Consider the following 24041-nt stretch of genomic DNA (forward strand, 5'->3'; position numbering starts at 1 on the left):
TTCTTTACCCCGCTTCCCCCCCGGGGGTGTGGGAAAAGGCCTTCCCCGCCCAACCCCCCCCGCGCCTTCGGTTGCCCGGGGGGGGGGGGGCCCTCCGCGGGTGGTCCCCCCCGCGCTCCCACGCCCCAGCCCGCCGTCGGGCACCGCGTCCCAGCTCGACCCAGCACAGGAAAGTCAGATGACCGTCCTCTCTCCCACCCAGCCCACCCAGGGCCTCGGCGAACCGCCGCGCCCCTCGCGCCGCGTCGGCTTCTCCCAACGGCTCGGCCGCTGGGACGTCAAGCTCTCCCCCTACCTCTACATCTCCCCGTTCTTCATCCTCTTCGCCATCACCGGGCTGTTCCCGCTGATCTACACGGCGTTCGTGTCGGTCCACGAGTGGAACCTGCTGGGCGGACAGGGAGACTTCGTCGGCCTGCAGAACTTCACCGACGTGCTCGCGCAGCCCACCTTCTGGAAGTCGCTGCGCAACACCTTCTCGATCTTCCTGCTGTCCTCGGTCCCGCAGGTGATCTGCGCGATCATCATCGCCGCCCTGCTCGACCAGAACCTGCGCGCCGCCACGTTCTGGCGCATGGGGGTCCTGCTGCCCTACGTCGTGGCCCCCATCGCGGTCAGCCTCATCTTCGGGCGCCTCTTCGCCGACCAGTACGGCCTCATCAACGGTCTGCTCGGCACGTTCGGGATCGACCCCATCCGCTGGCACGCCGACACCCTCGCGAGCCACGTCGCGATCGCCTCGATGGTCAACTTCCGCTGGACCGGCTACAACGCGCTGATCTTCCTCGCCGCGATGCAGGCCGTCCCGCGCGAGCTCTACGAGGCCGCGATCATCGACGGCGCCGGCCGGTTCCGTCAGTTCTTCTCCGTGACCGTCCCGCAGATCCGCGCCACGATCATCTTCGTCATCATCACCTCGACCATCGGCGGCCTGCAGATCTTCGACGAGGTCCGTGCGTTCGACGCCCAGGGCCTCGGCGGCGCCGACCGGCAGTGGATGACGACGGTGCTCTACCTCTACGACGTCGCGTGGGGCAACCAGAAGAACTTCGGCCGTGCGGCCGCGATCGCCTGGATCCTGTTCATCGTCATCCTGCTCATCGGCCTGGTGAACTTCGCGATCACACGGAGCATCTCGACGTCGGGCCCCAGCAAGAAGGTCCCCCGCGGGGTCCAGCGCGCCCGACGCAAGGCCGCCGCCGCGGCCGTCCGCGCGCAGAACACCTCCGGCCGACCCAGCGGTGCCCCCGCCCGCAGCAGCAGCGCGCCCACGGGCGCTCCGAACGAACGGAACAAGCGATGAGCTCGATCCCCGTCGTCGCGCAGACCGCCGGCGCCGGCGCCGCTCGTGCCGCGGCCCGCCGCCCCAACCGTCGCCCCGTCCGCAAGGGCACGGGCGGCTACACCCGCCGCCCGGGCTGGGTCACCTACACGGTCCTCGGCCTCGTGCTGCTGGTCTCCGTCTTCCCGCTGTACTTCACGCTCATCCTGGGCTCCTCGACGCCCGAGGAGATCTCCAAGAGCGCGCTGCCGCAGCTCCTGCCGGACATGAGTCTGTTCACCCAGTTCGCCGAGGTGGTCGGCTCGAGCGCGATCAACTTCTGGAAGGCGTTCACGAACTCGGTCATCATCGCGGTCATCACCTCGCTGTCCGTGGTGCTGTTCTCGACGCTCGCGGGCTACTCGTTCGCCAAGCTCCGCTTCCGCGGCCGGGGTCCCCTGCTCGTCTTCGTCATCGCGACCATGGCCGTGCCGACCCAGCTCGGCGTGATCCCCATGTTCATCCTCATGTCGGACCTGGGCTGGATCGGCAAGCTGCAGGCCGTGATCGTGCCCGCGCTCGTCACGGCGTTCGGCGTGTTCTGGATGACCCAGTACCTGTCCGAGTCGCTGCCGTACGAGCTCATCGAGGCCGCTCGCGTCGACGGAGCGTCGATGTTCCGGACCTTCTGGTCGATCGCGCTGCCCGCGGCACGACCCGCCGCCGCGATGCTCGGGCTGTTCACGTTCGTCCAGCAGTGGACGAACTTCTTCTGGCCGTCCATCGTGTTGAACCAGGAGAACCCGACGTTGCCGCTCGTGGTGCGCTCTCTCCAGGCGAACTACTTCGTGGACTACTCGCTCGTCATGGCAGGGGTGTTCCTCGTGACCCTGCCGCTGATCGTGCTGTTCATCTTCACCGGTCGCCAGCTGGTCGCCGGCATCATGCAAGGAGCTGTCAAGGGATGACCGAGATCATCACACCCCGCACCCTGGGCACCACGGGGCGCGTCGAGTTCCCCGAGGGATTCCTCTGGGGCGCCGCCACCGCCGCGTTCCAGATCGAGGGGGCCGCGCACACCGACGGCCGCGAGGACTCCGTCTGGGACACGTTCTGCCGGATCCCGGGCGCCGTCCTGGGCAGCGACGACGGCGAGGTCGCGTGCGACCACTACCACCGCTACCGCGAGGACGTCGCGCTCCTGGCCGACCTGAACCTGGACACGTACCGGTTCTCGTCCTCGTGGGCGCGCGTGCAGCCCGGCGGCGGAGCGGTCAACCAGAAGGGGCTCGACTTCTACTCGCGCCTCGTCGACGAGCTCCTCACCAAGGACCTCCTGCCGTGGATCACGCTGTACCACTGGGACCTCCCGCAGGCGATCGAGGACCAGGGCGGGTGGACCAACCGCGACACGGCCTACCGGTTCGCCGACTACGCCGTGACGATGCACGAGGCCCTCGGCGACCGGGTCGGGGTCTGGACGACCCTCAACGAGCCCTGGTGCTCGGCATTCCTCGGGTACACGGGCGGCATCCACGCGCCCGGGCGCCAGAGCCGACCCGACGGCCTCGCCGCAGCGCACCACCTGCTGCTCGGCCACGGCCTCGCGGTCCAGGCGCTGCGTGAGCGGGCCCCCGAGGCGAACCTCGGGATCACGCTCAACTTCACGGTCGCCGACCCGGTCGACCCCGACGACGCGGGCGACGTCGACGCGGCCCGCCGCATCGACGGTCAGTTCAACCGCATCTTCCTGGACCCCGTCATCAAGGGCGAGTACCCGGCCGACGTCCTCGCGGACGTCGAGCAGTACGGCTTCGCGGACCACATCCAGGACGGCGACCTGGCGATCATCTCGTCGCCCATCGACGCGCTCGGGGTGAACTACTACCACGGTGAGCTCGTCTCCTCGCGTCCCGCGAGCACCGAGCTCGTGGGCGACGCCCCGGTCGAGCGCAAGACGTCGAGCCCCTACCCGGCGGCCGACAGCGTGTTCAACCACCCGCGCGGGCTGCCCGTCACGGACCAGAACTGGGAGATCCAGCCCGAGGGCCTGACCCGCCTGCTGAACCGCCTGCAGGCGGACTACACGGGTCCCGCAGGCGTGCCGCTCTACATCACCGAGAACGGCTGCGCCTACGACGACGTCGTGGAGGCCGACGGGTCGGTCGACGACCAGAACCGCCTCGAGTTCTTCGACGCCCACCTGCGGGCCGTCAAGGACGCGATCGTCGACGGCGCCGACGTGCGCGGCTACTTCGCATGGTCGCTCCTGGACAACTTCGAGTGGTCGTGGGGCTACTCGAAGCGGTTCGGGGTCGTCCGGGTCGACTACGAGACCCAGGAGCGCACCGTCAAGGCCAGCGGTCGGTGGTTCGCCCAGGTGGCGGCCGACAACGCCGTCCCCGCGCGCTCCTAGCGCGTCGACGCCGATCGTGGCAGTTCTCTCATCGTGGCCTGGCAGGATACTGAGACCATGAGCACCTTGAGTTCCGCGCCGACCCTGGACGAGGTCGCCCAGACGGCCGGCGTGTCCCGCTCGACGGCGTCCCGTGCGATCAACGGCGGCCTGCGCGTCTCTCCCGAGGCGCAGGCCGCCGTCGACGCCGCGGTCCTCCAGCTCGGGTACACCCCGAACCGCGCGGCCCGCTCGCTCGTGACGCGACGGACCGACTCGATCGCGCTCGTCGTGCCCGAGCCGGACGAGCGCATCCTCACGGACCCGTTCCTCTCGGGGACGCTCCGTGGCGTCAGCGCGGCTCTCGCCCCCACGGACCTTCAGCTCGTGCTGCTCATCGCGCGGCCCGACGAGCACGCCGGCCGGATCGTGCGCTACCTGCGCAGCGGGCACGTCGACGGCGCGATCATCACCTCGCACCACCGCGAGGACGACCTCGAGGGCGCCGTGCTCGCCTCGCCGCTGCCCGCGGTGTTCGTCGGGCGTCCCTTCACCGCGATGGACGACCTGGTCTACGTCGACGTCGACAACGTCGAGGGCGGGCGCATCGCGACCCGGCGCCTGGTCGACGGCGGCTACCGCCGCATCGCGACGATCGCCGGACCGCAGGACATGACCGCCGCGGTGGACCGTCTCACCGGATGGCGTGCAGCCCTGGGCTCTGCGGGCCTGCCCGACGACGCGATCGCCTACGGGGACTTCGCCGCGGCAGGCGGGGCGGCGGCCATGGAGGAGCTCCTCGAGCGCCACCCGGACATCGACGCGGTCTTCGCCGCGTCGGACCTCATGGCCGAGGGCGCGCTGCGCGTCCTGCGCGCCCAGGGCAGGTCCGTGCCGGGCGACGTCGCGGTGGTCGGGTTCGACAACCTCGGCGTCGCCGCGACCACGAGCCCCGCGCTGACCACGGTCCAGAACCCCGTGGTGGAGATGGTCAAGGCCGCGACCGGCATGCTGCTCGACCTCATCGCGGGCCAGCCCGTGAAGGAGTCGGCCCGCATCTTCTCCCCCGAGCTCATCCGCGGGGCGTCGGACTGACGGTGGGATCCCGCCGACGGTGCGCGAGATGCGGCCAACGGGGGTCTCGTCAGCGATTCGACCCCCGTCGGCCGCATCTCGGCCTCAGCGCGCCCCGACCTCCGCGGTGACGTGAGCGGTCGGGTGCCACTCGTCAGCAGGGGTCGGCGAGCATCACCGACCCCTTGGACCGCAGCATCAGTCGACGTCCCACTGGTCGGCGCGCTCGTCCCCCAGGTCCGCGCCCACGCCACGGGCCGCGACCTCGGCGACCACGGCAGCGACGACCACCTCGACGAGCAACGCACCCGCGACGGCGAAGAACGCGGCGTCCGTGGCGCCGTCGGGCTCGAGGACCGTCACCACGACCGCGACCGCGGCGACGACCACCCCGCCCGGGACCACGACCCGGAGCGCCGCCCGGTGCCCCGCGATCCACCCCGCGTCGCTGCGCTGCGTCGCGGGCGTCCTGATCCCGATCAGACCGTTGCGCGTCATGCGGTCGGTGGCCCCGAGCCAGGTGAGCCACACGACGAGCAGAGCGACCGCGACGAGGATCCAGACTGCGAGCACGAGGGCCTCTTCCTAGAGGGGGTCGACGCGGACGTCGTGGTGCGAGGGGACGAACAGCTCCTCGATCGGCGCGCCGAGGAGAGCGGACAGGCGGAACGCGAGCGGGAGGCTGGGGTCGAACCGGCCACGCTCGATCGAGATGACGGTCTGGCGCGAGACCCCGAGCCGCGCGGCGAGCTCGGCCTGCGTCAGCCCGAGAGCCGCACGGCGGGCGCGCACGTGGTTCTCCATCAGGCCGCGACCAGCGCTGCGGTCGGTGCCGTGGTCCGGCGGGCTCGGTGCAGCATGCCCCCAGAGTAAAGAACGCTTGACATGAGGACAAGGGCGAGCGTCGCACGGGGCTCCGACGCATCTGTCTTGTGAAAGTTCTCACAAGACCTCTCGGCGAGTCGCGGCTCACACCCGCGTACCGTCGAGGAACGTCGCGTCGACGCCGACCCGAGCATGCCCGGGAGGGCTCCACGACGCCCATCCACGGACGGAAGGACCTGTCATGACCTCCCTCGCGAGCTCTCCCCCGGGTCCAGCCGGCCGACCGACCGCGCCACCGACCGCAGGACGTGGGAGCGGCTCGCGCCCGAGCCGCACGCTCGCGCCGCTCGCGGTCGCGGGCATGACCTCGCTCTCGACCGTCGACTGGCCGGGTCGCCTCGTCGCGACCGTGTTCCTACAGGGCTGCCCGTGGCGCTGCACCTACTGCCACTCGAGGGACCTCGCCCCGACCACCCCCGCGGACACCGAGGGACCCATCGCATGGCCCGACGTCGTCACGTTCCTCGAGCGGCAGCGTGACCGTCTCGACGGGGTCGTGTTCTCGGGCGGCGAGCCCACGCTCCAGGCCGCGCTCCCCGCAGCGATCGCCGACGTGCGGGAGCTGGGGCTCGCCGTCGGGCTGCACACCGCAGGCCCCTGGCCCGTGCGGCTCGAGCACGTCCTGCCGCTCGTCGACTGGGTGGGCCTCGACATCAAGCACCTGCCCGAGGACTACGAGCTCATCACGGGCGCCCGCCCCTCGGGCGATGCCGCGTACAGGTCGCTCGCGGTGCTCCAGCGCTCGGGCGTCGACCACGAGGTCCGCACGACCGTCGACCCGACCGTCCACTCGCGCGGGGACGTCCTCGAGCTCTGCGGGCGGCTCGCCGCCCTGGGCGTGCGCGGGCACGTGCTCCAGGAGGCGCACCCGCTCGGGACCGACGCCGCGTACGCCGCGGCGCTGGCCGGCATGCGGCTGTCCGACGTGCTCCACGACGACGACCTGCCGCAGCTCGAACGCCGCACGTAGCCCGCGTCCGTGCTCGTCCTCGAGCGGAACGGGCCCGCTCAGCGCCCCCGCGGCCCGAGGTGCTTGCGCGGGGAGAACGTCACCACGAAGTTCGGCCAGTGGCCGTCCTCGTCGATGATCTCCTCGTAGGTGATCGAGATGATGTCCTCGGCCTTCAGTCCCATCGCCCGTACCTCGGCCGCCACGCGCTCGAACAGGGCGGCGACGTCGTCCCGTCCCTCCCCGTCCGGCAGGCCGAGCGCGAAATGACGCGCCGGGTACCCGTGGGTGTCGACGCGCGTGCGTGCGGTCCTGTTCCACCGCTTGGAGGCGCGGCGTGCGAGAGGGTCCATGCGGGGCACCCTACCGACACCTCCCCGTGCCGAGCCCGAGGTTTCTCCGGCGACCAGCGGCGGTCGCGGGACGCACCTCGGGCTCGGCGGTCCCGGGCAGGCCGCTCAGCGCGTCACGTGCCCGAACCGGTGCATCGTCCGGCTGATCGCCTGCTCGCGCAGGACCGTGAGGAGCTCGCGCCGACCGCTCGCGAGCACCGGGTGGTCGAGCACCGTCACGTCGCCCACGTGGCCGGCCGCAGCCTCGCGCAGGCCCGGCGCCGAGCCCACCACACGCACGCGGCCCGTGACCTCGCCCCGCGCGACGGCCTCCGCGAAGCCGGCGTCGCTCACGGGCGACGCACCGTCAGCACGGCTCACCACGACCGGCACCCCGGCCGTACGTGCCGCGGACAGCACGCGCTCGACCTCGACCGGCGCAGCCCCCGTGCCGACCCGGACCGTGAGCACGTCGATCGGCCGGTACCGGAACACGTTGGACTCGACGTGCAGCCCTGACGGGTCGTGCTCGACCGCGAGCTCGTGCGCCCACCAGCGGGCGTCGTCGGCCTGCGCCCACGCGAGCCACGCCTCGGGCGAGGCCTCGCGCGCGGGGACGGGGCCGCCGTCGGGCGCCCCGCTCCCGGAGCCCGCGGCGACCGCGTCGCTCCACGTGCCCAGCTCGGCCACGTAGTTGGGCCCACCGGCCTTGGCGCCCGGGCCCACGGCCGAGCGCTTCCAGCCGCCGAACGACTGGCGCTGCACGATGGCCCCCGTGATGACCCGGTTGACGTAGGCGTTGCCGACCTGGACGCGGTCGAGCCAGGTGTCGACCTCGGCGTCGTCGAGGCTGTGGATGCCGCCCGTGAGGCCGAACGAGACCGCGTTCTGCAGCTCGATCGCCTCGTCGAGCGTGGTGGCCGTCATGATGCCCAGCACGGGGCCGAACACCTCGGTGAGGTGGAAGAACGAGCCCGGCGCGACGCCCGAGCGCAGGCCCGGGGTCCACAGACGCCCGTCCTCGTCGAGCCTGCGCGGGGCGACGAGCCACTGCTCGCCCGGTTCGAGCGTCGTCAGGGCGCGCAGCAGCTTGCCCTCGGCGACCTCGGTGAGCGGCCCCATGGTCGTCGAGACGTCGGTCGCCGGTCCCACCGCGAGCGAGCGGACCGCGTCCACGAGCTGCACCGAGAACCGGCGACCGGTCTCGGTGCGCAGGTCGCCGACCGAGCCCACGAGGATCACGAGCGAGGCCGCCGAGCACTTCTGCCCTGCATGACCGAACGCCGAGCGCACGACGTCGGCCGCCGCGAGGTCCAGGTCGGCCGACGGGGTCACGACGATCGCGTTCTTGCCCGACGTCTCGGCGAGCACGTCCAGGTCGGGGCGCCACGACGCGAACATCTGCGCCGTCTCGATCGCCCCCGTGAGGATCACGCGGGCCACGCCCTCGTGCGTCACGAGATGGCGCCCCAGGTCGCCGTCGGGCACGCGTGAGAGCTGCACGACGTCGCGCACGGCCTCGGCCGTCAGGCTGCTGCCCGCGGGCGCGCTCGCCACGGCGTCCGCGAGCCCCGCGTGGATCGCGTCGACCGCGACCTCGAGGCAGCGCGGCGTCGCGGGGGCGGGCTTGGCGATCACGGCCGAGCCGGCCGCGAGCGCCGCGACGATCCCGCCCACGGGGATCGCGACGGGGAAGTTCCACGGCGGGGTCACGAGGGTCACGCCGTCGGGCGTGAACGTCGCGCCGGGCACCTGGTCGAGCGCCTCGGCCGACCGCGCGTAGTAGCTCGCGAAGTCGACGGCCTCGCTGACCTCGGGGTCCGCCTCGGCGACGGTCTTGCCGGGCTCGTGCACCATCGCGGTCACGAGGGCGGTGCGCGCCTCCTCGAGGCGCGCGGCCACGGCCCGCAGCGCGCGGGCGCGGTCCGCGGGGACCACCTGCGCCCAGGCCGCGGCGGCCTTCTGGGCGCGCGCGACGACGTCGTCCACCTCGTCCGTGCTCGTCACCTCGGGCGACTGCGCGGGCACGTACCCGGAGTCGGGCCCGACGACCCGTGCGGCCCAGGCGCGGTTCGCCGCGACGGCCGGGTCGGTGTCGGAGGCGTTGCGGAACCCGGTCGCGACGGCGTCGCCGGGCGTCGACGCACCGAGCGGCCCGACGGCGTCGCGCGCCTGACGACGCGGCGTCACGTCCGCGTCGGAGTACCAGGTGCCGAGCTCGACCGAGGCGCGGTACGCGGCCTCCTGGCGGTCCATCGCGGTGTCCGAGGAGTGGTCCGACGGGTGGTCCGAGGGCGCGAACATGGCGTGCAGGAAGTTCTGCTCGGCCGCGTTCTCCTCGAGGCGGCGCACGAGGTAGGAGATCGCGACGTCGAAGTCCTCGCGCGCGACGACCGGGGTGTAGAGGACGACGCGGCCACCGTCCCGGGCGACCTCGTCCCGCACGGCCCGCGCCTCGCCCGGCGCCATGCCCTGGAGCATCTCGATGTCGAGCGCGTGGCTGACCCCGCGAGCGCGCGCGACGAGGATCGCGAGCGCGACGTGGAACAGGTTGTGGCTCGCGACGCCGATCCGCACGGCGTCGGTGCGCGGGGCGCGCAGCGCGTGGTCGACGAGGCGCACGTAGTTGGCGTCGACGTCGGGCTTGGTCGGGTAGGGCGCCTGCTGCCAGCCGTGGAGCTCGGCCTCGACCTTCTCCATCGCGAGGTTCGCGCCCTTGACGAGGCGCACCTTGACGGGGGCTCCGCCCGCCGCGACGCGCTCGGTCGCGAACACGGTGAGGCCGTCGAGCGCTCCCAGCGCGTCGGGCAGGTACGCCTGGAGCACGATCCCGGCCTCCAGGCCGCGGAACTCCTCGCGCCCGAGGATCGTCTGGAAGACCTCTGTCGTCAGGGCCAGGTCGCGGTACTCCTCCATGTCGAGGTTGAGGAACACCCCGTGGTCGCGCGCTGCGCGGAACAACGGCAGGAGCCGCTCGACGACGCGGTCGCGCGAGCCCTCGAGGTCCCACGTGACGAGCTGGGACGCGACCGAGGACACCTTGACCGACACGTAGTCGACGTCGGGGCGCTCGACGAGCGCGATGGTGCGGGCGAGGCGTGCCTGGGCCTCGTCCTCGCCGAGCACGGCCTCCCCGAGGAGGTTGACGTTGAGCGCGTAGCCCTCGGCACGCGTGCGCGCGAGGTGCTTGCCGAGCCCCGGCCCGGCGTCGGCCACGAGGTGGCCCACGAGCTGGCGCAGGCGGATCCGCGCGGCGGGCACGACGACCTTGGGCAGCAGGGGTGCCATGCGCGCACCGAGCCGCAGGAGCGCGGTGTCGACGGGGCCGAGGAACCCCTGGGCCCCGCCCGCGAGCTCACCCAGCAGGCCCAGCTCGCGCGCGGCGACCTGGACGTCCTGGGGGCGCGCCACGTTGTCGACGAAGCGCACCGCGAGCTCGAGACCCGCGGGGTCGGACACCAGGGCACCGAGGCGCTCGGCGGTCCTGCGCTCGCTCGCCCCCTCGGAGGCCGCGTCCGCCGCCGCGATCCAGCTGCGGGCCAGGCGCGCGGCGTCGTCGGTGAGGGCGTCGATCGGGGTGTCGGTCGAGGTGCTCGTCAGGACGTCGGCAGGGTTGCCGAGGGGGGCCGGGGACGCCGGGGTACCGGCTCGTGACCGGTCCCCCGCACGTGCTGCTCCCGCAGGGGCAGGCGATGCTTCGTTGCTCATCCTCCTAGCGTGCCTCCGATGCTGACGCTTCGTCTTGTACGATCCGGGCTGTCATGGCAGCACTTCCGGACAAGTCCACCCCACCCCGCACCTGGCCCGAGGGCGAGGCGCTCCTGGCTGCCCTGAGCCCCGCGATGGTCGACCTCATGGACGAGCTCTCGTCGACCATGTTCTGCGCCAAGGACGTCACGGGCCGCTACGTGCTGGTCAACCGGGTCTTCGTGGCCCGCACCAACGAACGCTCGCGCCGCGCGGTCGTGGGCAGGCGCGCCACGGACCTGTTCGTCCCGCAGCTCGCCGAGCGCTACGACCAGCAGGACGCCGAGGTCCTGCGCACGGGGCGCCCGCTGCGCAACGAGCTCGAGCTCATCCGCCGCCTGGGCGGCACGCCCGGCTGGTTCCTCACGTCCAAGCTCTCGGTGCACGACGGCGCAGGTCGCCTCGTCGGGTTGGTGTCGGTCTCGCAGGACCTGCGCGAGGACGACGCCGACGACGCCTCGATGGACTCGATGGCACGGCTCGTCGCCGGGATCGAGGAGCGCCTCGGCCAGTCGCTCACGGTCGCCGATCTCGCGACCCTCGCGGGATGCACGCCCGCGGTGCTCGACCGGCGCGTGCGCCGCGTGTTCTCCCTCAGCCCTCGACAGCTCGTGCTCCGTGCCCGGGTCGACCGAGCGGCCGAGATGCTGGCGCGCTCCGACTCCCCCATCGCCGAGATCGCGGTCGTCACGGGCTTCTACGACCAGCCCGCGTTCACCCGGACCTTCGCGCGCCTGACGGGCGAGACGCCGTCGTCGTTCCGGCGGCGGGCGCTGAGGTGAGCGGGTCGGCGTGACGCGCCGCGCCGAGCCGCCTAGCCTCGGGGCGACGAGGATCGAGGGGATCCCCGACGACGAGGAGGCCTGTGCCCGTGCGCCACGACGACCGCCACCCCCGACGCGCGGCCGGCGCTCTCGTGCTCGGCGCCGCGGTGCTCCCCCTCCTGGCGGCGTGCGGGGTGGGCGACGACGTGGTGATCTGCCCGGCCATCATGCAGGCATCGACGCTCGAGGTGCGGCTCGCCGACTCGTGGCCCGACCGGGAGGCCTTCGACGTCGCGGTCGACTGCCCGCCGGGAGCCGGGAGCTGCGGCCTGATCCGTGCCGGCTCGGTGCAGCTCGTGCCGGAGGCCGACGCACCACCGCCCGTCGACCTGACCGCACCGACCGACGGGGAGCCGGCCACGCCGGTCCGGCCCACGCCGACCACGCCCACGCCCACAGTCACCGGACCGGTCTGGATCGGCTCCGTGTTCTCGCCACCGTCGGAGGTCGTCGTGACGGTCGTGCGCTCGTCGACGGGCGACGTCGCGCTCGACCGCGTCGTCGAGCTGGACTGGCAGGCTGAGAGCCCCGACGATCGTGACTGCCCGGGCCCGCAGCAGGCGACCGTCGTCCTGGACGCCGGGTGAGTGGTCTCCACGACCGCACGGCTCGTCACGACCGGTCTCCCGGTCGCGCACCTGCTCCGGCCGTGCCAAGACTGGGACCCATGACCTCGATCCCCACCGCCGCCCTTCCCGGCGGCGACATCCCCCTGCTCGGCCTCGGCACCTGGCAGTCCGAGGGCGACGACTGCTACCGCGCGGTCCGCCACGCGCTCGACGTCGGGTACCGGCACATCGACACCGCGACCATGTACGGCAACGAGGAGCAGGTCGGCCGGGCCCTTGCCGCGTCGGGCGTCCCGCGCGAGGACGTGTTCCTCACGACCAAGCTGCGTCCCGCCGACGTCGGGCGCGAGCACGAGACCCTCGCCCAGTCGCTGCGCCTGCTCGGCACGGACTACCTGGACCTGTGGCTCATCCACTGGCCGCCGTCCGGAGACGCCTCGCCCTGGGTGTGGGCCGAGCTGCTCGCGGCGCGGAACGTGGGCCTCGTGCGATCGGTCGGGGTGTCCAACTACTCGGTGGACCAGCTCGACATCCTGTCCGAGCAGACGGGCGAGACCCCCGCGGTCAACCAGATCCCCTGGGGGCCCGACGACTACGACCCGCAGGTGGTCGAGCAGCACGCCAAGCGCGGCGTGGTCGTCGAGGGGTACAGCCCGTTCAAGCGCACGAACCTCGACTCGCCCGCCCTGCAGGCGGTCGCCCGGGCGCACGACGTGAGCACCGCGCAGGTCGTCGTGCGCTGGCACCTCGACCACGGGTTCGTCGTGATCCCCAAGTCCGTGACCCCGGCCCGGATCGAGGCGAACTTCGACGTCACGGGCTTCTCCCTGACCCCCGACGAGCTCGCGAGCATCGACGCGCTCGGGTGACGGCGCGCGGCCAGGTCCGGGAGCCGACGTGAATCGGGCCCCGACCTGGCGGTACGTTGGTCGGACACGGTCCCTCACCACGGGACCGCGAGGAATCCCTCATCACCCGGAGGAAGAGTGACGACGACGTCAACGCCGCCCACGAGCGGCGCCACCCAGCCTGCATCCACCCCTGAGAAGGCCTCGGCCCTCGCGACGGCCCACAGCCAGCTCGCGAACGCGGTGGAGATCCTCGGCTACGACCCGGGCCTGCACGAGATGCTCGCGACCCCGCGCCGCGAGGTCAACGTCTCGGTCCCGCTCCGACGCGACAGCGGGGACATCGTGCTGTTCCGCGGCTACCGCGTCCAGCACAACGTCTCGCGCGGCCCCGGCAAGGGCGGGCTGCGCTACCACCCGAGCGTCGACATCGACGAGGTGCGCGCGCTCGCGATGTGGATGACCTGGAAGTGCGCCGTCGTCGACCTGCCGTACGGCGGGGCCAAGGGCGGCGTGTCGATCGACCCGCGCGAGTACTCGCAGGCCGAGCTCGAGCGCGTGACCCGGCGCTACACGAGCGAGATCATGCCCGTGATCGGCCCCGAGCGGGACATCATGGCACCGGACATGGGGACCAACGAGCAGACCATGGCGTGGGTCATGGACACCTACTCGGTCAACCGGGGCTACACGATCCCGGGCGTCGTGACGGGCAAGCCCATCCCCGTGGGCGGTTCGCTCGGGCGCACCACGGCCACGTCGCAGGGCGTCGTCCACACGACCCGGGCAGCCCTCGCGGAGGCGGGCCTCGAGCTCTCGGACGCGTCGGTCGCGGTCCAGGGCTTCGGCAAGGTGGGCTCGCACGCCGCCGCGATCCTCGCGGGCCACGGCGCCCGGGTCGTCGCGGTGAGCGACCAGTACGGCGGCATCCACGACCCCGACGGGCTCGACGTCGCCGCCCTGTTCCGGCACGTCGCCGAGACCGGGACGGTCGTCGGCTTCGAGGACGCCGACCCGATCGACAACCACGCGCTGCTCGCGCTGCCCGTCGACGTGCTCATCCCGGCCGCGGTCGAGGGCGTGCTCGACGACGTGACCGCGCACACCGTCAAGGCGCGCTGGGTCGTCGAGGGCGCGAACGGACCGACGACCGCCGCGGGCGACAGGATCCTGGCCAAGAACGGCGTGACCGTGGTGCCGGACATCCTCGCGAACGCGGGCGGCGTCGTCGTGTCCTACTTCGAGTGGGTCCAGGCGAACCAGGCCTACTGGTGGACCGAGCAGGAGATCGGCGAGAAGCTCGAGCACCGCATGCACGTGGCCTACCAGGGGGTCTCGTCGTTGGCCCGTCGCGAAGAGATGAGCCTGCGCGACGCGGCGCTCGTCATCGGCATCCAGCGGACCGCCGAGGCGCACCAGATCCGAGGGCTCTACCCGTAGGGTCCTGGCTCGACGCCCGGCAGGGGCGGTCCTCGCACGGCGAGGGCCGCCCCTCGCGCGTCGGGGTGCAGGCTGGCGGCAGGACGTGCGCGCCCTGCCCGACGGCGGCGCGTCAGCCCCGACGCGCGCGCAGCGTGGTCACGACGGGGGCCAGGAGCGCGACGCCCGCGGCGAGGCCGGCCGCGACCGCGACCGTGGTGTCGACCAGCGGGCCGTCCGCCCGACCGACGGCGATCCAGCCGAGCCCCCAGGCCATGGCCAGCCCGATCCCGACCGCGACCACGGGCCGCCCCGCCGCGAAGACCGCGTAGGCGACGGCCAGGACCGCACCGGCCAGGACGACGAGCACGCCCCAGGCGGTCGCACCGAGGCCCAGGTCCACGCCTGCGTCGGCGAGCGTCGCAGCGACGTTCGCGAGCGTGGCCACGCTGGCCCAGCCCAGGTAGAGGCCGACGGTGCCGTCCAGGACGACAGCCTGCAGGGCGTTCGTGGGAGGGCTCCGGACGAGCCGCACGAGGATCACGGCGAGCACCGCGACGAGGACACCGATCACCAGGACGCTGAGCGGCAGGACCCCCGTCTGGACGACGCCGATCCACGCGGCGTTGAGCAGCATCGAGGCCAGGACCCACCAGGACACGGCGCGCAGCCGGGTGTCGGCGGCGTGGCGCGGGAGCGCCTGGTAGACCGCGAAGACCGCGAGCCCGAGGTAGATCAAGGACCAGATCGAGAACGCCGGGCCGTCGGGGGCGACCACGGTCGCGTCGGCCGCGAGGGCTCCCCCGGCGGCGTCCTGGATCGCCTGGCCCCCGAACGCGCCGGACCCGAAGGCGGCCCCCGCGATCGCGACCACGGCCCCGACGAGGACCGTGACCTGACGGACCCGGTCGGAGGTCGTGGTGACCTCGACCGGCTGGGGCGTGGCGGTGTGTCGGTCGGTGCTCATGCCTCCCAGCATGCCAACGCTCAGCATGCTGAGCATCTGGGGCGCACCCGGCTGGCGCCGGGGTTCTCCGACCGGTTACGCTCCGGCGCCAGCAGATCGCCGCGTCGCGGCCCGCCGTCGGAGAACCAGATGAACAGCATGCTGCGAGCGGCCCTCGGCGCCCTCGTCCGCCTCCTTGCCCCCGGGGCCGAGGCCTCGGGAGGACCGACGACGGGATCGGCAGGACCGGCGGCGGATCCGGCGCCGACGACCGACCGGACCTTCGTCGAGCAGCAGTACGTCGCACCGATGTGGGAGCACGGCCACGTGCCGATGTCGCTCGATCTGTTCGGGGCGTTCGGCCGCGTCCTCGACGCCCGGGAAGAGGCGCCGAGTGCGGAGCAGCCGTCGTAGATCCTCGACAGCCGCCCCGCGCTCGGCGGACGGGCGGACGGCTCAGGACAGCGGCTGCCGCCCCGCCCACTCGATCAGCGTGGTCCGGGGCCCCGTGAAGAACGGCGTCTCCTCACGCACGTGGCGACGCGCCTCGGTGGCCCGCAGCTCGCGCATCAGGTCGACGATGCGGTGCAGCTCTGCGGCCTCGAAGGCCAGGAGCCACTCGTAGTCGCCGAGCGCGAACGACGCGACCGTGTTGGCGCGCACGTCCGGGTAGTCGCGCGCCGCGAGGCCGTGGTCGCGCAGCATGGTGCGGCGCTCGGCGTCGGGCAGCAGGTACCAGTCGTAGGAGCGCACGAACGGGTACACGCACAGGTACGCCCCCGGCTCCTCGTTCATCAGGAACGCCGGGACGTGGCCCCGGTTGAACTCGGCCGGGCGGTGCAGCGCGGCGTTCGACCAGACGGGCTCGAGGTGACGGCCGAGGTCGCTGGCGCGCAGGCGCTGGTAGGCGCCCTGGACCGACTCGATGCTCGGGCCGTGCCACCACACCATGAGGTCGGCGTCGGAGCGCAGGCCGCCCACGTCGTACCAGCCGCGGACCACGAGGTCGCCGTCGACGGCCGACGGGTCGTCGCCGCCGCCCACCGCGGCGAGCGCGGCCTCGACCATCTCGGTGCGCTCGGCGGGGTCCGCCGGCAGCGACTCGGCCAGCGCGAAGACCGACCACATGGTGTAGCGGATCGCGTCGTTGATCTGCTCGTGGTCCACGGGGACGCGGTGCGCGTCGTTCATCGTCGTGCCTCTCTCGGTGCGGGAGCCCCGGTGACGTCGGCGTCCCGAGGGCGGGTCGTGGCGACCGGGGGCCGCCGTGTGGTCGGGGTCAGCGGTGCAGGTCGGTGCTGCACAGCGCAGGGATGCCGCTGGGCTCGCCGTCGCGTCGCAGACAGCAGTCCGGTGCGCACACCGAACGGAACGGGCCGAGCTCACCGACGACCGCCTCGGTGAACTTCTCGTCGCGCGCGATGGCCGCGCGCTCGAGGATCAGGTCCACCAGGCCGGCCACGAACGGGGCGCGGGTCCCCACGGTCCCGGCCCGCACCGCGGTGATCCCGAGGCGCGACGCGGTCTCCATGGCCTCGGTGTCGAGGTCGTACGCGACCTCCATGTGGTCCGACACGAAGCCGATGGGCGAGAGCACGACGTTCGTGACGTCGTCGGCCGCGAGCGACTCGAGGTGGTCGTTGACGTCCGGCTCGAGCCACGGCTGCGCGGGCGGGCCCGAGCGCGAGCAGAACGTCAGGTTCCACTCGACCTCGTGGCCGAGACGTGCCGAGACCTCCTCGGCGACCACGCGGGCGAGGTCGAGGTGCTGGCGCGAGTAGGTCGCGTGCGAGATGCGCGACGCGGCCTCCATGGTCAGCGGGATGGAGTGCGTGACGAACACGAGGCGCGCCTCGGCGACGTCGCCACCCTTGGCCGCGAGCGCCTCGTAGCCCTCGAGCACGGCGTCGATGTTGGCCTGCGCGAACCCGGGGTGGTTGAAGTACGAGCGCACCTTGTCGAACTGGATGCCGGTCGAGCCGTCGGGGCCGAGCTCACCGCGGGCGTCGAGCGTGAGCGCGAGGTCCTCGCGGTACTGACGGCACCCGGAGTAGGACGAGAAGGCCGAGGTCACGAGGGCCACGACACGCTGGGCGCCCGCACCGGCGAGCTGCTCGACGGCGTCGCGCGTGTACGGCTCCCAGTTGCGGTTGCCCCACACGACGGGCAGGTCGATCCCGCGCGAGGCGAGCTCTTCCTCGAGCGCGGCCTTGAGTGCCAGGTTCTGCTCGTTGATGGGGCTCTTGCCGCCGAACCCGTAGTAGTGCTCGCCGACCTCCTCGAGGCGCGAGTCGGGGATCCCCTTGCCGACCGTGACGTTGCGCAGGAACGGCACGACGTCCTCGGGCTTGTTGGGCCCTCCGAACGAGTACAGGAGGAGGGCGTCGTAGGGGCGGACTTCTGCGGCAGCGGCAGGAGCGGTGCTGGTCCGTGCACCGGGTCCGGCGGCCGTCGTCTGGGGCGAGAACGAGGGCATGTCGCCATCATGTCAGGCGTTCCTGGAGGTTCTTCGCCGGAGTCGGACGACCCCGACGTGACATTGACGGGACAGATCGTCAGAACAGCCGCGGGCGGTCGGCGAGGCCGCGGCCCGCGATGCGGGAGCGGCCGCGCGAGCGTCGGGCGGGCCTGCGCCCGGGGCGGGAACCGCGCCTGAGACCGTGCCGAGACTGTCGCGGAACCGATGCACGGAACCGACGCGGGAGCCCCGGGAGAGTCCGGGAGAGTCCGGGAGAGTCCGCGAGATACGGCGGACGGGGGCCGGGGGCCGGGGCCGGGGCCGGGGCCGGGAGGCATCCTCCGACCCCCGCTCGCCGCTTCTCGCGAACGACCGACCGTGCGCCCGCTCGGCTGTGCGACCGGGCGAGCGCACGGCGGTCGGCGCACCAGGTGACACACCCGGCGCACCGGCGCACCCGTGCCTCCGGCTACCCCTTGACCGCTCCCCCGAGCCCCGCACCCTGCAGGAACGTGCGCTGGAACACGAGGAACAGCAGCACGGGGATGATGGTCGAGATCGCGAGCGCCGCGAGGAACACGCCCTTGTCGGTCGTGGCCGCGATCGCGGGCAGGCGCACCGACAGCGGCTGGATCAGCGGGTCCTTGAGGACCAGGAGCGGCCAGAGGAAGTCCTTCCAGCTCGCGATGATCGCGAACACCGAGACCACGCCCAGGATGGGCTTGGACATGGGTAGCACGATCGACCAGAACAACCGGTAGGGCCCCGCGCCGTCGACCCGCGCGGCCTCGAAGACCTCGCGCGGCAGGTTGTCGAAGAAGCGCTGCACGAGGAGCACGTTGAACGCGCTCGCGCCCGCCGGCAGCCACACGGCCCAGAAGCTGTTGATGAGGGAGGTGCCCAGCAGGGGCGGGTTCAGGATCGTCAGGTACAGCGGGACGAGCAGCACCACGGCCGGGATGAACATGGTCGACAGCACCGCTGCCTGGATCGCCTTGCCGTAGCGCGGGCGCAGGACCGACAGCGCGTAGCCGGCGGTCGTGGCGACGACCATCTGCACGGCCCACGAGCCGAGCGCGAGCCAGATCGTGTTGAAGAAGTACTTGCTGATCTGGACCTCGTTCCACGCCTTGTCGAGGTTGTCCCAGGCGATCCCGTTGGGGAAGATCGCCATGGGCGTGCGCAGGATGTCCTGGGTGGGCGTGATCGCGAACTTGGCGAGCAGCAGCATGGGCCCGAGCCCCGCGACGACGAGCAGCACGAGCAGCAGGAGGTGCGTGCCGCCCATCCCGAAGCGCACCGAGGGGCGGCGCCAGTCCGCGGTCGACACCGCGCCGCGGTCGGCCACGGCGTCCAGCGCCCGACGGCGGTTCTTGCGTTCGCGCGCCGCGTCGCCCTCGCGTCGGGTCAGCAGGGCCTTCTCGGCGAGCGCGGCCATCGAGCCGCCGGCCTGGGCCGAGACCTCCTCGACCGGAGGGTACGTGCCGGGGTGTGCTGCGCCGTCGGGCAGGTCACCGGGCGTGGCCCCGCGCCCCGCGGGGGACGTGCCGCCCGAGGCGGCAGGACGGTCTGTGCGCGAGGTCGTCATGAGGTGCTCCAGGACCGGGTCAGACGGAAGTACAGGGCGGAGAAGGCCGCGAGGGCGAGCGCGAGCATGAGCGACAGGGCGGTCGCCGCGCCGTAGTTGCCGCCCAGGCTGTTCGCGAACGCGTAGTTGTAGATGAGCAGCAGGATCGTGATGGTCGAGTTCGCGGGGCCGCCGCCCGTGAACAGGTACGGCTCGAGGAACACCTGCGCGGTCCCGATGATCTGCAGGATCAGGGTGATGAACAGGACGCCGCGCAGTTGGGGCATGGTCACGTGCCACACCTTGCGCCACAGGCCCGCGCCGTCGACCTCGGCCGCGTCGTAGAGCTCTGGCGGGACGCTCGTGAGGGCCGCGAGGTAGATGATGATCGTGCCGCCCGCGCCGGCCCACGTGGCCGCGAGGACGAGCGACGGCATCGCGGTCGACGCGTCCTGGAGCCACGGGTACGGCCCCAGGCCCACCCAGCCGAGGATCGTGTTGAACACGCCGTTGGGGCTGCCGTCGTAGAAGAACTTCCACAGCAGCACCGCGACGACGGGCGGGACCACGACCGGCAGGTAGGCCAGCGCCGAGTACAACCCCTTGTACCGCCGCACCTCGCTCATGAGCACCGCGGCCACGAGCGGGATCGGGTAGCCGAACAGCAGCGCGAGGAACGCGAAGTAGGCCGTGTTCTTGACCGCGGTCCACAGCAACGGGTCTGCCAGGACGTACCGGAAGTTGTCGAGCCCCACGAACTGGGTGTCGACGAGGTTGGTCTCCTGCACGCTCATGATGAGCGCGCGCACGATGGGGAACCACGAGAAGACCCCGAAGATCACGATCACGGGCAGCAGGAAGATCAGGTTGCTGAGCCCGCCGCCGCGCACCCAGGTCGCGGGCGACCGTCGTCGGGCGGGCTTGTCGGCAGGCGCTTCGTGGCGTCTGCGCGGTGGTGCACTGGTCGCGGTCACGAGGGGTCCTTCGGGTTCAGGGAGAGGAGGAGGATTCCCGGTCGGTCGCAGGGGCGCCCACGACCGACCGGGAGCATGAGGGCCGGGGCCCGGTCCGCCCGCTCACGAGCTCCGGGTGAGCCCCGGGCGAGACAGGGTTGCGGGCCGGGAGGGGATGCGGGAGACGTGCCCGGGCCGCCCGCTCTCAAGAGCTCCGGGTGAGCCCCGGTGAGACAGGGGCAGGGCCCGAGGTGCGGACTGCCGCGCGACCGTGGTCGGGTCTGGCGGGAGCGCGAGGCACGAGCGCGGATGGAAGGTCGCGCGGTAGCCCTCACCTCGGGGCCGGCGTCACCCCTGGTCGAGCAGCGCCTGTGCCTGCTTGTTCGCGTCCGCCAGCAGCTTGTCGATGTCGGCGTTCTGGTCGGTCAGCACGGCCTGGACGACGGGGTCCATGAGCGCGTAGATCTCCTGCGTCTTCTGCGACGGCTCACCGACGAGGGGCAGGTCGAACATGGTGTCGGTGTACCCGGTCATCTGGTTCAGCGGGACGTTGATGTAGTCCTTGATCCATTCCTGGTTCTCCAGGTACTGCTCCTTGCTGAACATGGGGAGCACGGGGGTGCCGACGGGCTGGTCGCTCGCGACGAGCGTCTGGGCGTCCTTGACGGCGGCATCCTGGTCGACGAGCTTGTTGAGGTAGAAGAAGTCGATCCACTTGACGGCGGCGGCCTTCTTGTCGTCGGTGGCCTTGGCGGGCATCGCGGCGAGCGTGCCGCCCGTGAGGACGCCGGCGTCGTCGCCGTCGAGCGGGAGGGCGGTGAGGCCGTAGGTCGCGGGGTCGAGCCCGTTGGACTGGACCATCGAGGTGTAGACGTCGGAGCCCGACGTGTACATGCCGACCTGGCCTGCGGCGAAGGCCTCGTTCATGGTGCCCCAGTCGAGCAGGAAGTTGCTGCCCATGGAGTTGTCCTCCCAGCGCAGGGCCTGGAGGAACTCGAGGGCTTCCTTGGTGCCGTCGTTGTCGAGCGACTCGGTGGCCTTGCCGTCGTCGCCGACCTCCTGGACGCGTCCGCCGCGCGAGTAGGTGTTGACGGTGAGCTGCCAGCCGCCCGTGTTGTTCTGGGTCATCTGGGCGTAGCCGGCGACGCCGGGGTTGGCGTCGGCGATCTTCTTGGCGTACTCGCGGACCTGGTCCCAGGTGGTGGGCGGGGAGTCGGGGTCGAGGCCTGCGGACTCGAACAGGGCCCGGTTGTAGTGCAGGCCGACGCCGTAGACGTTCTTGGCGGGGATCGCGTAGACGTGCCCGTCGGGGCCGGTCCCTGCCTCGATGATCGCGGGGTTGAACTTGTCGGCGTACGGCAGGGTGCGGAACTGGGTGTCGAGGTCGGCGATCTGCTTGTTCTCGACGAGGGTCTTGGCGTCGGTGAACGGGATCTCGAACACGTCGGGCAGGGTGCCGCCGGCGAGCTGGGCGGCGAACGTGGTCGCCTTCCACTCGTACTCCTCGGGCACGACGTCGATGTCGGGGTTGGCGTCCTCGAACTGCTTGACCTGCTCGTTGAAGGCGTCGATGGCCTCGGGCTCGGAGCCGGGCAGCAGGGAGACGACCTTGAGGGTGGTCTTCCCGTCGGCGGACTCTCCGTCGCCCTCGCCCGAGCCGGAGCTCGAGCAGGCGGCGAGGGCGGTGGCGGTGAGGGCCCCCACGAGGGTGAGGGCGATCGCGCGGCGTGTGGACTTCATTGTCTCTGCTCCTTGTGCGGGCGGGTGTGCTGGGCGGTGCTGCCCAGCGCGGTTGCGGTGGTGGGTGCGGGTGGGTCGGCTGGTCAGGTCGGGGTGGTGCCGGTCGTGTGGCCGGGCGGGGTGCGCCGGAGCCACGCGGCCGTGTCGGTGGGCAGTTCTGCGCCGGCGGCGCCCTGCTCGAGGTCGGCGCTCGCCAGGAGCACGTCGTACCCTGCGGGCAGCGGGACGGCGGGGCCGAGGTTGACGAGGCACAGCACGTCGTCGCGCGTGAACGCGAGCACCTGGTCGCTCGTCGCCTCGCCGGGCAGGACGTCCGCCCAGGCGAAGTCGCCGCGGAACGCGGGGTCGCCGTGACGGAGCGCGAGGACGCGGCGGTAGAGGCTGAGCATCGACGCGTCGTCGTCGGCCTGTGCCTCGACGGACAGGTCGCCCCACCCGGCCGGCTGGGGCAGCCAGGGGTGAGCGCCGCCGTCGGGCCCGAACCCGTGGCTGCTCCCGCCGCGCGTCCACGGCAGGGGGACGCGGCAGCCGTCGCGGCCGGGGTCCACTCCCCCGGACCGGAAGTGCATGGGGTCGTTGATGACGTCGAGCGGGAGGTCCTCGACCTCGGGCAGGCCGAGCTCGTCGCCCTGGTAGACGTACAGCGAGCCGGGCAGGGCGGCGGAGAGCAGGGCGGCGGCCCGGGCCCGACGGCGCCCCGCGGCCAGGTCTGTCGGCGTGCCGAAGCGCTTGGCGGGGAAGGCGAACGCGCTGTCCTCGCGGCCGTAGCGCGTCACGGGGCGGGTCACGTCGTGGTTGGACAGGACCCACGTGGCGGGGGCGCCGACGGGGGCGTGCGCGTCGAGCGTCGTCTGGACGGACTCGCGCAACGACTTGGCGTCCCAGGGACGGGCCATGAAGTCGAAGTTGAACGCGGTGTGCATCTCGTCGGGGCGCAGGTACTGCGCGAACCGGGCACGGTCGGCGAGCCAGACCTCGCCGACCAGGACGCGCGGCTCGTCGTAGGACTCGGCGACGGCGCGCCAGCCGCGGTAGATGTCGTGGATCTCGTCGCGGTCGACGTGGGGGTGCTCGCCCGGGCCGGGGTGGGCCGGGACCTCGGGGAGCGTCGCGTCCTTGACGAGCAGGGCGGCGGAGTCGATGCGGATGCCGGCGGCACCGCGGTCGAACCAGAAGCGCAGGATGTCCTCGTGCTCGCGCCGGACGTCGGGGTGGTTCCAGTTGAGGTCCGGCTGCTCGGGCGTGAACAGGTGCAGGTACCACTCGCCGGGCGTGCCGTCGGGGTTCGTGGTGCGGGTCCAGGTGGTGCCCTGGAAGTCGGAGACCCAGTGCGTGGGCATCTCGTCGCCGCCCGGGCCCTTGCCGGGGTGGAACCAGAAGCGCTCGCGCTCGGGCGATCCGGGGCCCGCGTCGAGCGCGGACTGGAACCAGCGGTGCGCGGCCGAGACGTGGTTGGGCACGACGTCGACGATCGTGCGGATGCCCAGGTCGCGGGCCTCGGCGATGAGCTGTTCGGCCTCGGTGAGGGTGCCGAACTGCGGGTCGATCTCGCGGTAGTCCGCGACGTCGTAGCCGCCGTCGGCGAGCGGGGACAGGTACCAGGGGGTGAACCAGATCGCGTCGACGCCCAGGTCGCGCAGGTACGGCAGGTGCTGTCGCACGCCGGCCAGGTCTCCCGTGCCGTCGCCGTCGCCGTCCGCGAAGCTGCGCACGTACACCTGGTAGATGACTGCGTCCCGCCACCAGGTGGGGTCGGCCGTCGTTCGGGTCGAGTCGTCCTCGCGCACCGTGTCCTCGTCTTCCGTCCGTCCCGTTCAGCGATGAACGGGTGCTCTGCGTCGAGCGCGGCGTCCCGGATGGGCGTGCCGCTGGACTCCTGATCCGTGGATCCGTCGTCTTGGGCATCAACGTAATCAGTCGACAGGTTGCGCGCAAGAACTCGACAATAGCGTTATCGAAACGCGACCTTAGACGGTGGGTAGGGCGACTCCTGAACGGCGCGCTGCTGAGTGCGGAGTTCTTGTGCGACTCGCCGGGCGTGTCCCGCAAGAAATCCGCACCCAGCGAGCAGCGC

21 protein-coding genes are annotated in these 24041 nt (G+C 72.2%); 10 read left to right on the forward strand and 11 right to left on the reverse strand.

Annotation, left to right across the window (positions count from 1 at the left end; all coding sequences use genetic code 11):
* Positions 1 to 178: 178 nt before the first annotated feature.
* From ACFWFR_RS05540 to ACFWFR_RS05555, 4 genes are read left to right on the forward strand one after another with little or no spacing between them, the layout of a single operon-like run.
* Positions 179 to 1303, forward strand: a complete 1125-nt coding sequence (locus ACFWFR_RS05540) for a carbohydrate ABC transporter permease (RefSeq protein WP_377621719.1) — start codon at positions 179 to 181, stop codon at positions 1301 to 1303.
* Positions 1300 to 2229, forward strand: coding sequence for a carbohydrate ABC transporter permease (locus ACFWFR_RS05545; protein ID WP_354506744.1), 930 nt, complete (start codon positions 1300 to 1302; stop codon positions 2227 to 2229). Before ACFWFR_RS05540 ends, ACFWFR_RS05545 begins: the two co-directional genes overlap by 4 nt.
* A complete protein-coding gene (locus tag ACFWFR_RS05550) occupies positions 2226 to 3677 on the forward strand; it encodes a GH1 family beta-glucosidase (RefSeq protein ID WP_191800203.1) in 1452 nt (483 codons plus the stop codon). Before ACFWFR_RS05545 ends, ACFWFR_RS05550 begins: the two co-directional genes overlap by 4 nt.
* 57 nt (positions 3678 to 3734) lie before the next feature.
* The gene (locus tag ACFWFR_RS05555; protein WP_377621722.1) at positions 3735 to 4751 is read left to right on the forward strand and encodes a LacI family DNA-binding transcriptional regulator; all 1017 of its coding nucleotides are present in this window, start codon (positions 3735 to 3737) and stop codon (positions 4749 to 4751) included.
* 177 nt (positions 4752 to 4928) lie between these two features.
* Here ACFWFR_RS05555 and ACFWFR_RS05560 read toward each other — a convergent pair whose 3' ends face one another.
* Positions 4929 to 5303, reverse strand: coding sequence for an SdpI family protein (locus ACFWFR_RS05560; protein ID WP_377621723.1), 375 nt, complete (start codon positions 5301 to 5303; stop codon positions 4929 to 4931).
* Between the two features lie 12 nt (positions 5304 to 5315).
* Positions 5316 to 5534 carry a helix-turn-helix transcriptional regulator gene (locus ACFWFR_RS05565; protein ID WP_377621725.1) on the reverse strand — a complete coding sequence of 73 codons (219 nt, stop codon included), beginning with the start codon at positions 5532 to 5534 and terminating at the stop codon, positions 5316 to 5318.
* Positions 5535 to 5796: 262 nt separating this feature from the next.
* Here ACFWFR_RS05565 and ACFWFR_RS05570 point away from each other — a divergent pair, with 262 nt between their 5' ends.
* Entirely contained in the window at positions 5797 to 6585 is a 789-nt protein-coding gene (locus ACFWFR_RS05570) for an anaerobic ribonucleoside-triphosphate reductase activating protein (protein ID WP_377621727.1), read from the forward strand.
* 38 nt (positions 6586 to 6623) lie between these two features.
* Here ACFWFR_RS05570 and ACFWFR_RS05575 read toward each other — a convergent pair whose 3' ends face one another.
* The gene (locus tag ACFWFR_RS05575) at positions 6624 to 6917 is read right to left on the reverse strand and encodes a hypothetical protein (RefSeq protein WP_377621729.1); all 294 of its coding nucleotides are present in this window, start codon (positions 6915 to 6917) and stop codon (positions 6624 to 6626) included.
* Between the two features lie 105 nt (positions 6918 to 7022).
* On the reverse strand, positions 7023 to 10604 hold the full coding sequence (locus tag ACFWFR_RS05580; RefSeq protein WP_377621731.1) for a proline dehydrogenase family protein: 3582 nt from the start codon (positions 10602 to 10604) through the stop codon (positions 7023 to 7025).
* 53 nt (positions 10605 to 10657) lie between these two features.
* Between ACFWFR_RS05580 and ACFWFR_RS05585 the strand changes: the two genes are divergently transcribed.
* The 4 genes from ACFWFR_RS05585 to ACFWFR_RS05600 all read left to right on the forward strand — a co-directional run bounded on the left by ACFWFR_RS05585 (position 10658) and on the right by ACFWFR_RS05600 (position 14324).
* Positions 10658 to 11425 carry an AraC family transcriptional regulator gene (locus ACFWFR_RS05585; RefSeq protein ID WP_377621733.1) on the forward strand — a complete coding sequence of 256 codons (768 nt, stop codon included), beginning with the start codon at positions 10658 to 10660 and terminating at the stop codon, positions 11423 to 11425.
* A gap of 89 nt (positions 11426 to 11514) precedes the next feature.
* Positions 11515 to 12054, forward strand: a complete 540-nt coding sequence (locus ACFWFR_RS05590; protein WP_377621735.1) for a hypothetical protein — start codon at positions 11515 to 11517, stop codon at positions 12052 to 12054.
* Between the two features lie 80 nt (positions 12055 to 12134).
* Positions 12135 to 12905 carry an aldo/keto reductase gene (locus ACFWFR_RS05595; protein WP_377621737.1) on the forward strand — a complete coding sequence of 257 codons (771 nt, stop codon included), beginning with the start codon at positions 12135 to 12137 and terminating at the stop codon, positions 12903 to 12905.
* Positions 12906 to 13127: 222 nt separating this feature from the next.
* Positions 13128 to 14324, forward strand: coding sequence for a Glu/Leu/Phe/Val dehydrogenase (locus tag ACFWFR_RS05600; RefSeq protein WP_318244325.1), 1197 nt, complete (start codon positions 13128 to 13130; stop codon positions 14322 to 14324).
* A gap of 112 nt (positions 14325 to 14436) precedes the next feature.
* On the opposite strand, the gene ACFWFR_RS05605 is transcribed toward ACFWFR_RS05600, so the two are convergent.
* Positions 14437 to 15270, reverse strand: coding sequence for a tryptophan-rich sensory protein (locus ACFWFR_RS05605; protein WP_377621739.1), 834 nt, complete (start codon positions 15268 to 15270; stop codon positions 14437 to 14439).
* A gap of 129 nt (positions 15271 to 15399) precedes the next feature.
* Between ACFWFR_RS05605 and ACFWFR_RS05610 the strand changes: the two genes are divergently transcribed.
* Complete coding sequence (locus tag ACFWFR_RS05610) at positions 15400 to 15663, forward strand: hypothetical protein (protein WP_191800226.1); 264 nt, start codon at positions 15400 to 15402, stop codon at positions 15661 to 15663.
* Between the two features lie 42 nt (positions 15664 to 15705).
* On the opposite strand, the gene hemQ is transcribed toward ACFWFR_RS05610, so the two are convergent.
* The 6 genes from hemQ to ACFWFR_RS05640 form a co-directional block, all read right to left on the reverse strand.
* Positions 15706 to 16440: a hydrogen peroxide-dependent heme synthase gene (gene hemQ / locus ACFWFR_RS05615; RefSeq protein ID WP_191800228.1), complete on the reverse strand. Its 735-nt coding sequence runs from the start codon at positions 16438 to 16440 to the stop codon at positions 15706 to 15708.
* A gap of 88 nt (positions 16441 to 16528) precedes the next feature.
* Positions 16529 to 17725, reverse strand: a complete 1197-nt coding sequence (locus ACFWFR_RS05620; protein WP_377616734.1) for a ferrochelatase — start codon at positions 17723 to 17725, stop codon at positions 16529 to 16531.
* Between the two features lie 451 nt (positions 17726 to 18176).
* Entirely contained in the window at positions 18177 to 19145 is a 969-nt protein-coding gene (locus tag ACFWFR_RS05625; RefSeq protein ID WP_377621746.1) for a carbohydrate ABC transporter permease, read from the reverse strand.
* Between the two features lie 146 nt (positions 19146 to 19291).
* Positions 19292 to 20248 carry a carbohydrate ABC transporter permease gene (locus ACFWFR_RS05630; protein ID WP_377621741.1) on the reverse strand — a complete coding sequence of 319 codons (957 nt, stop codon included), beginning with the start codon at positions 20246 to 20248 and terminating at the stop codon, positions 19292 to 19294.
* A gap of 327 nt (positions 20249 to 20575) precedes the next feature.
* A complete protein-coding gene (locus tag ACFWFR_RS05635) occupies positions 20576 to 21967 on the reverse strand; it encodes an ABC transporter substrate-binding protein (protein WP_377621743.1) in 1392 nt (463 codons plus the stop codon).
* An 83-nt stretch (positions 21968 to 22050) separates the two neighbouring features.
* Positions 22051 to 23754, reverse strand: coding sequence for a glycoside hydrolase family 13 protein (locus ACFWFR_RS05640; RefSeq protein ID WP_377621745.1), 1704 nt, complete (start codon positions 23752 to 23754; stop codon positions 22051 to 22053).
* Between the last annotated feature and the right edge of the window lie 287 nt (positions 23755 to 24041).

It is taken from the genome of Oerskovia sp. NPDC060287, assembly GCF_042726775.1.
In the GTDB taxonomy this organism is placed as follows: domain Bacteria; phylum Actinomycetota; class Actinomycetes; order Actinomycetales; family Cellulomonadaceae; genus Oerskovia; species Oerskovia merdavium.

What these genes read in the sequence shown, in the direction of transcription:
- ACFWFR_RS05620 (WP_377616734.1), bottom strand. Translation starts at nt 17,725, where the DNA reads ATGCCCTCGTTCTCGCCCCAGACGACGGCCGCCGGACCCGGTGCACGG.
- ACFWFR_RS05555 (WP_377621722.1), top strand. Translation starts at nt 3,735, where the DNA reads ATGAGCACCTTGAGTTCCGCGCCGACCCTGGACGAGGTCGCCCAGACG.
- ACFWFR_RS05610 (WP_191800226.1), top strand. Translation starts at nt 15,400, where the DNA reads ATGAACAGCATGCTGCGAGCGGCCCTCGGCGCCCTCGTCCGCCTCCTT.
- ACFWFR_RS05575 (WP_377621729.1), bottom strand. Translation starts at nt 6,917, where the DNA reads ATGGACCCTCTCGCACGCCGCGCCTCCAAGCGGTGGAACAGGACCGCA.
- ACFWFR_RS05625 (WP_377621746.1), bottom strand. Translation starts at nt 19,145, where the DNA reads ATGGCCGCGCTCGCCGAGAAGGCCCTGCTGACCCGACGCGAGGGCGAC.
- ACFWFR_RS05545 (WP_354506744.1), top strand. Translation starts at nt 1,300, where the DNA reads ATGAGCTCGATCCCCGTCGTCGCGCAGACCGCCGGCGCCGGCGCCGCT.
- ACFWFR_RS05550 (WP_191800203.1), top strand. Translation starts at nt 2,226, where the DNA reads ATGACCGAGATCATCACACCCCGCACCCTGGGCACCACGGGGCGCGTC.
- ACFWFR_RS05605 (WP_377621739.1), bottom strand. Translation starts at nt 15,270, where the DNA reads ATGAGCACCGACCGACACACCGCCACGCCCCAGCCGGTCGAGGTCACC.
- ACFWFR_RS05540 (WP_377621719.1), top strand. Translation starts at nt 179, where the DNA reads ATGACCGTCCTCTCTCCCACCCAGCCCACCCAGGGCCTCGGCGAACCG.
- ACFWFR_RS05635 (WP_377621743.1), bottom strand. Translation starts at nt 21,967, where the DNA reads ATGAAGTCCACACGCCGCGCGATCGCCCTCACCCTCGTGGGGGCCCTC.
- hemQ (WP_191800228.1), bottom strand. Translation starts at nt 16,440, where the DNA reads ATGAACGACGCGCACCGCGTCCCCGTGGACCACGAGCAGATCAACGAC.
- ACFWFR_RS05585 (WP_377621733.1), top strand. Translation starts at nt 10,658, where the DNA reads ATGGCAGCACTTCCGGACAAGTCCACCCCACCCCGCACCTGGCCCGAG.
- ACFWFR_RS05570 (WP_377621727.1), top strand. Translation starts at nt 5,797, where the DNA reads ATGACCTCCCTCGCGAGCTCTCCCCCGGGTCCAGCCGGCCGACCGACC.
- ACFWFR_RS05595 (WP_377621737.1), top strand. Translation starts at nt 12,135, where the DNA reads ATGACCTCGATCCCCACCGCCGCCCTTCCCGGCGGCGACATCCCCCTG.
- ACFWFR_RS05580 (WP_377621731.1), bottom strand. Translation starts at nt 10,604, where the DNA reads ATGAGCAACGAAGCATCGCCTGCCCCTGCGGGAGCAGCACGTGCGGGG.
- ACFWFR_RS05565 (WP_377621725.1), bottom strand. Translation starts at nt 5,534, where the DNA reads ATGGAGAACCACGTGCGCGCCCGCCGTGCGGCTCTCGGGCTGACGCAG.